At 62.3% G+C, this 5185-nt stretch carries 7 protein-coding genes; 5 read left to right on the plus strand and 2 right to left on the minus strand.

Translation table 11 applies throughout. From position 1 onward, the window contains the following. Window positions 1-74: 74 nt before the first annotated feature. Entirely contained in the window at window positions 75-419 is a 345-nt protein-coding gene (locus E5W87_RS15745; protein WP_292398969.1) for a RidA family protein, read from the minus strand. A gap of 214 nt (window positions 420-633) precedes the next feature. On the opposite strand from E5W87_RS15745, the gene aztA reads away from it, so the two are divergent. From aztA to E5W87_RS15765, 4 genes are all read left to right on the plus strand, one after another. Continuing rightward, window positions 634-1440 (plus strand): zinc ABC transporter ATP-binding protein AztA, encoded by an 807-nt coding sequence (gene aztA, locus E5W87_RS15750; protein ID WP_292398972.1) that lies wholly within the window; start codon window positions 634-636, stop codon window positions 1438-1440. After that, window positions 1440-2315, plus strand: coding sequence for a zinc ABC transporter permease AztB (gene aztB, locus E5W87_RS15755; RefSeq protein WP_292399042.1), 876 nt, complete (start codon window positions 1440-1442; stop codon window positions 2313-2315). Before aztA ends, aztB begins: the two co-directional genes overlap by 1 nt. A 22-nt stretch (window positions 2316-2337) precedes the next feature. Further along, complete coding sequence (gene aztC / locus E5W87_RS15760; protein ID WP_292398975.1) at window positions 2338-3258, plus strand: zinc ABC transporter substrate-binding protein AztC; 921 nt, start codon at window positions 2338-2340, stop codon at window positions 3256-3258. A gap of 163 nt (window positions 3259-3421) precedes the next feature. After that, window positions 3422-3760, plus strand: a complete 339-nt coding sequence (locus E5W87_RS15765) for a TIGR01244 family sulfur transferase (protein WP_292398977.1) — start codon at window positions 3422-3424, stop codon at window positions 3758-3760. Here the strand turns inward: E5W87_RS15765 and E5W87_RS15770 are convergent. Further along, complete coding sequence (locus E5W87_RS15770) at window positions 3757-4224, minus strand: Lrp/AsnC family transcriptional regulator (RefSeq protein WP_292398979.1); 468 nt, start codon at window positions 4222-4224, stop codon at window positions 3757-3759. The two genes, E5W87_RS15765 and E5W87_RS15770, sit on opposite strands and share 4 nt — an antisense overlap. Window positions 4225-4366: 142 nt before the next feature. Here E5W87_RS15770 and hppD point away from each other — a divergent pair. Further along, window positions 4367-5185: 4-hydroxyphenylpyruvate dioxygenase (gene hppD / locus E5W87_RS15775; protein ID WP_292398982.1), on the plus strand; the 819-nt coding region annotated here is incomplete at its 3' end.

A 5185-nucleotide genomic window follows, 5' to 3' on the forward strand; every position in this document is an offset into this window, starting at 1 on the left:
CGCTTCGCAAAATGCCGCCCTGCGGCATTTGCTCCGCGACCCTCCCCTCAAGGGGGAGGGTAAAGAACTGCATCTCAAATCGCAGCGGTAACGATGATCTCGACCAGATATTCCGGTCCGGCAAGCTTGGCCTCGCCGGTGGCGCGGGCCGGGGTATGGCCCTGCGGCACCCACTTGTCCCATTCCGCGTTCATCTCGGCAAAGGTGCTCATGTCGGCCAGCCAGATGATCGCCTGCAGGATCTTGGTCTTGTCGGTGCCGACCTTGGCCAGCAATTCGTCGATGGCCACCAGAATGTCCCGTGTCTGGGCGCCGACGTTTCCGCCCGGCTGACCGACCTGACCGGCCAGATAGACGGTGTTGCCGTGGATGACGATCTGGCTCATGCGCGGGCCTACATCGATGCGACGAATGCTCATGGGACGTTTCCTTCCTTTGTGGGTCGCGCCTGTTTAGAGTCGCGGTTCGCCGGGGGCAAGGTTGCAAGAGCGAATCCTCTTGAGCCAACCGCCAAAGAGCACAGGGCAAATCTCCTCGATCGCCGCAATTCCGCCCGATTGGCTTGTTGACTAATGTAATAACATCACATATCCACCGCCGCTGCCGTACCAGTCGTGCCCCACGGATCGTCACATGACCAAAACCTGCCTGACCTTCAGCGACCTGACGCTGGGCTACAATAGCCATCCGGCGATCCATCATCTCGACGGCACGATACGCCGGGGATCGCTGACCGCCGTCGTCGGAGCCAATGGCTCGGGCAAGTCGACGCTGATGAAAGGGATCGTCGGCGTGTTGAAGCCGATGGCCGGCACGGTTGTCCGCGCGCCCGGCGTGCGCGCCGCCTATCTGCCGCAGCAGTCGGAGCTCGATCGCTCCTTTCCGGCCAGGGTTGTCGATCTGGTTTCGCTTGGGCTGTGGCCACGGCGCGGGCTGCTCGGCCGCTATACCAGGGAAGACCGCGATTCGGTCAGCCAGGCGCTGATGGCCGTCGGTCTCGGCGGCTTCGAGAAGCGCCCAATCGACACGTTGTCGGGCGGCCAGCTACAGCGCACGCTGTTTGCCCGCGTGCTGCTGCAGGATGCCGACCTCATCCTGCTCGACGAGCCGTTCAACGCCGTCGACACCAAGACTGTCGGCGACCTGATTGCGCTGATCAAGCGCTGGCATGGCGAGGAACGCACCATCATGGTCGTTGTCCACGACCTGGATCTGGTGCGGCAGAATTTCCCCGAGACGTTGCTGCTGGCACGCCAGCCGATCGCCTGGGGCGAGACCAAGGAAACGCTGCGGCCGGAAAACCTGTTGCGCGCGCGCCGCTTCCACGAAGCCTGGGAGGAGAACGCGCCCTGGTGCGAGCCTGACAATCATGAGCACGGTGATCACGCTCACGACCATGGGCACAACCACCATCACGGCTCCGGGCCGAGGGCGGCATGATGGACACGCTCTACGGTCTTCTCATCGCTCCGTTCGCCGATTTCGCCTTCATGCAGCGGGCGCTTGCCGGGTCGCTGATGCTGTCGCTGGGCGCCTGCCCGGTCGGCGTCTTCCTGATGCTGCGGCGCATGAGCCTTTCCGGCGACGCCATGGCCCACGCCATCCTGCCGGGTGCTGCCGCCGGTTTCCTGTTCTATGGGCTGGAGATCCTGCCGATGACCATCGGCGGCCTGATCGCCGGCATCATCGTGGCGCTCGGCGCCGGCGCGGTCTCGCGCTTCACCATCCAGCGCGAGGACGCCTCGATGGCGGCCTTCTACCTGATTTCGCTGGCTATCGGCGTGCTGATGGTGTCGATCCGCGGCTCCAGCGTCGATCTCATGCATGTGCTTTTCGGCACCGTGCTGGCGCTCAACAATGAAGCGCTGACACTGATCGGCGGCATCGTCCTGGTCACGCTGGTCAGCCTTTCCATCTTCTGGCGAGCGCTGGTCGCGGAATGTCTCGACCCGCTGTTCCTGCGTTCGGTCAGCCGGCTGGGCAGTCCGGTGCATTTCATCTTCCTCGGCCTCGTCGTGCTCAACCTCGTCGGCGGCTTCCAGGCGCTCGGCACACTGCTTTCGGTGGGGCTGATGATGCTGCCGGCCGCCGCCGCCCGCTTCTGGACCATGCGCGTCGAGCCGATGTGCGTGCTGGCGGTGCTGATCGGCTTTGTCTCCTGCGTCGCGGGGCTGCTCTTGTCCTACCACGTGTCGCTGCCTTCCGGCCCGGCGATCATCCTGTCTGCGGGCGTTGTCTATTTCGCCTCGATCCTGTTCGGCACGCGCGGCATCCTGCGCGCCCGCATTATCCATCACCGCCACAGAACCGCCTGATCCCAACAAAGGAGACCTGTCCATGCTGAAATCGATCCGCGCCGCCTTGGCGATGAGCGTTATAACATTAACCGCCCTTGGCGCATCGTCGGCTCTCGCGGAGCCGTTAAAAGTGGTCGCCAGCTTCACGATCATTGCCGATTTCGCCAAAAATGTCGGCGGCGACCGGATCAATCTGACCACCATCGTCGGGCCGGATGGCGATGCCCATGTCTACGAGCCGAGCCCGGCTGACGCGGTGGCAATGGCGGGTGCGGATGTGGTGCTGGTCAACGGCCTGCATTTCGAAGGCTTTCTGCAGCGCCTGGTCGACGCCAGCGCCACCAAGGCGACAATCGCCGTCCTGACCAAGGGGGTGACACCGATCAACTTCAAACCCGAATTCGCCGATGCCGACGCCGCTGAAGGCGAAGACACCGATCCACATGCCTTCCAGTCGATCGCCAATGCCAAGATCTATGTGAAGAACATCGCCAACGCCTTCTGCACCGCCGACGCCGCGGGTTGCGACAGCTACAAGGGCAATGCCGCCGCATACACCGCGAAGCTCGACGCGGTCGAAGGCGAAGTGAAGGCGGCAATCCAGTCCATCCCTCAAGAGAAACGCGTGGTCATCACCTCGCACGACGCCTTCGGCTATTTCGAGAAGGCCTATGGCCTCACTTTCCTGGCTCCCGAAGGGGTGTCGACCGAATCGGAGCCCTCAGCCGCCGACGTCGCCAAGCTGGTCAGCCAAGTGAAGCAGGACAAGGCGGCGGCGGTCTTCGTCGAGAACATCACCAACGCGCGGCTAATCGAGCAGATCGCCAGCGAGACCGGCATCAAGGTGGGCGGCACGCTCTATTCGGACGCGCTGTCGCAACCCGAAGGCCCGGCTTCGACCTATATCGACCTGATGCACAACAACATCGCCCAGATCAAAGGCGCGATCCTCGGAAGCTGAGGCTTCCTATCCAGCCGGGCTGCATCGGCCCGGCTGGATTTCCCGCATGAGAATAGCTATCTGCGCAGCGGGATTTCTTTCTGCGCGGATTGCCGCCCGGGCCAGGGAGTGGCAAGACTCCGCCCCCTGACCAGCAGGCATCGAACATTGCGAGGACGCCATCATGGAATATCGTCAGATCAGCGAGGACTATTCGGTCTCGGGTCAGATCCAGCCCGAAGAGGTCGCCGCCATCAAGGCCGCCGGCTTCAAGAGCGTCATCTGCAACAGGCCTGATGACGAGCAGCCCGGCCAGCCTTCGGCGGACAGTGTCAAGGCGGCGGTCGAAGCCGCCGGGCTCGCTTTCCGCTACATCCCGGTCATCAGCGGCCAGATCACGGCCGAGAATGTCGAGGACCAGGCCGAGGCGCTCGACGAACTCGACGGCCCGATCTTCGCCTATTGCCGTTCCGGCGCACGCTGCACCAATCTTTATGGGCTGATCCAGCAGTCGAAGAGCTAGATCGGTAGCGCGCCGGTTTCCTTCAGCGTTTCGAGCACGATCGCCGTCTTCACATGCTGCACGGATTCGTGTGGCAAGAGCACGCCGTTGACGAATTCCGACAGCGATTTCAGGTCGGGCGTCACCACTTTCAATATGTAATCCATCTCGCCGGTCAGCGCGTGCGCCTCCTGCACCTCCGGCAGCCGGGCCACCAGTTCGCCGAAGCGTTGCGCGTTGTCGCGGTTGTGGGTGGCGAGCGTCACCGAGATGACGTTGACAAGCGAGAAGCCGAGCTTGTCGCGGTCGAGCACCGCGCGATAGCCCCTGATGTAGCCATCCTCTTCCAGCCTCTGGCGGCGGCGCGAACATTGCGACGCCGACAGGTTCACCCGTTCCGACAAATCGTTGTTGGTCAGCCGTGCATCGCCCTGCAATAGAGCCATTATCTTGCGGTCAAACTGATCAATGCGTGCATCATTCATGGATTCATCTCCATATGTGCACAGTTCGCGCATCATCTGATCATTTAAAGCGTTTGAATGCAAGCACCGTGCACCCGCTCCGCGCTATGATTGCGTCGAAATGGCCTTTTCCGGCCACGCCAGCTTTTTGGAGGACAATGCCATGGGCCCCTTCCCACACGACGCGCCGCCCGCAAAGATCAGCAAGGCCAATCCCGCCGGCACAGACGGCTTCGAATTCGTCGAGTTCGCGCATTCTGAGCCGGAAAAGCTCGCCGAGCTTTTTACCCGCATGGGCTATGCACCGGTAGCCAAGCACCGCACCAAGGACATCACCGTCTGGCGGCAGGGCGACATCAATTATGTCGTCAATGCCGAACCCGGCTCGCATGCAATGAAATTCGTCGACAAGCACGGCCCCTGCGCGGCCTCGATGGCCTGGCGGGTCGTCGATGCCAAGCATGCCTTCGACCATGCTGTCGCCAAAGGGGCCACGCCTTACCAAGGCACCGACAAGGCGCTCGACGTGCCGGCAATCGTCGGCATCGGCGGTTCACTGCTCTATTTCATCGAAACCTATGGGGAAAAGGGCTCGGCCTATGATGCCGAGTTCGACTGGCTGGGCGCGCGCGACCCGAAGCCGGAAGGCGTCGGCTTCTATTATCTCGACCACCTCACCCACAATGTCTATCGCGGCAACATGGACAAATGGTGGGACTTCTACCGCGACCTGTTCGGCTTCAAACAAATCCATTTCTTCGACATCGACGGCAAGATCACCGGCCTGGTCAGCCGCGCCATCACCTCGCCCTGCGGCAAGATCCGCATCCCGCTGAACGAATCCAAGGACGAGTCCAGCCAGATCGCCGAATATCTGAAGAAGTACAATGGCGAAGGCATCCAGCACATCGCCGTCGGCACGGACGAGATCTACGGCGCCACCGACAGGCTGGCCGCCAACGGGCTAAAATTCATGCCCGGC

Source organism: Mesorhizobium sp. (assembly GCF_004962925.1).
Taxonomy (GTDB): domain Bacteria; phylum Pseudomonadota; class Alphaproteobacteria; order Rhizobiales; family Rhizobiaceae; genus Mesorhizobium.

Bases quoted from the DNA above. Each gene is read 5' to 3' on its own strand.
- E5W87_RS15745 (WP_292398969.1), bottom strand. From the start codon at position 419: ATGAGCATTCGTCGCATCGATGTAGGCCCGCGCATGAGCCAGATCGTC.
- aztA (WP_292398972.1), top strand. From the start codon at position 634: ATGACCAAAACCTGCCTGACCTTCAGCGACCTGACGCTGGGCTACAAT.
- aztB (WP_292399042.1), top strand. From the start codon at position 1,440: ATGGACACGCTCTACGGTCTTCTCATCGCTCCGTTCGCCGATTTCGCC.
- aztC (WP_292398975.1), top strand. From the start codon at position 2,338: ATGCTGAAATCGATCCGCGCCGCCTTGGCGATGAGCGTTATAACATTA.
- E5W87_RS15765 (WP_292398977.1), top strand. From the start codon at position 3,422: ATGGAATATCGTCAGATCAGCGAGGACTATTCGGTCTCGGGTCAGATC.
- E5W87_RS15770 (WP_292398979.1), bottom strand. From the start codon at position 4,224: ATGAATGATGCACGCATTGATCAGTTTGACCGCAAGATAATGGCTCTA.